Origin of the sequence: Erythrobacter sp. HI0063 (assembly GCF_001635685.1) — a bacterium.
GTDB lineage: Bacteria > Pseudomonadota > Alphaproteobacteria > Sphingomonadales > Sphingomonadaceae > Qipengyuania.
In genome coordinates this window covers 1-785 of the sequence record NZ_LWFF01000135.1, presented here as the reverse complement: position 1 = coordinate 785, position 785 = coordinate 1, and the positions used below count along the sequence as shown (strand labels likewise).

Genomic DNA, 785 nt, shown 5'->3' with positions numbered 1-785 from the left:
CGGGAACCGGCGGATGCCCGCCGCCTTGAACCGCAAGGCGGCGAGCTGTCTGTCACTTATGCCGCCAATCGTTGCGGCTCGGCCATCTTAGCCAGCCAAGAATTGGTGGGAAACCGATCGGTTAGCGCCGCAAGGACTGCGTCGTCACCAGCATCAGGCGCACCAGAGGCCGCCCCGGTCGCAAGAAAATAGCGCCAGGCCACCTGTGTGATCGTGCAGACGTCAGCCACGACCTGTGTCTCCACATGGTCCCATGCGCCATACCTGACCGCGAGCGAGATATCCTTTGAGGGCATCGGCTTCGATGCCACGCCGATGGCCTCGCAAAACTCCGGAAGATGGACGTAATGGCCGAGCGATCGCACCGCGCTAGAGAGGTCAAGCCGGGTACGCGCGAACGGTGCCGGATCGCGCAGTTGCAGCGGCAGGACCATGCCGCGTTCCATCGCTGCGCGCTTCAGGCATAGAAAGTCCTTTGCTTCGCCTCCCCAGCTGATGATCCTGGCGTCCTGAAACGCCGAGCATAGGGTGAAGAACGCGCCGACAATGTCCTCCTCGGGCTGATCTGTAATCACCTCGACATTGGTGACCACAGGTCGATCCATGTCCGGCGATATGGTCAGAACACACCATGCGCCCGCGACGATCCGGTGGAACGGCCAGCGGACGAAGCCTTGCGTAGCGTCGTTCTCGGCCACCTGGTAACGCTTGAAGGCGTCCATATCGTAGAGAAACTCGAAGTCGCAGACGATCACCCGCTGCCACGGACTGGTTGCGGATCGATC

The 785-nt window shown here is 61.7% G+C and carries 1 protein-coding gene; it reads right to left on the bottom strand.

The genetic code is table 11. The features are described 5' to 3' along the window. Positions 1-56 precede the first annotated feature (56 nt). Positions 57-785 (bottom strand): hypothetical protein (locus tag A3736_RS05485; protein ID WP_067680230.1); only part of this gene is annotated, 729 nt, incomplete at its 5' end.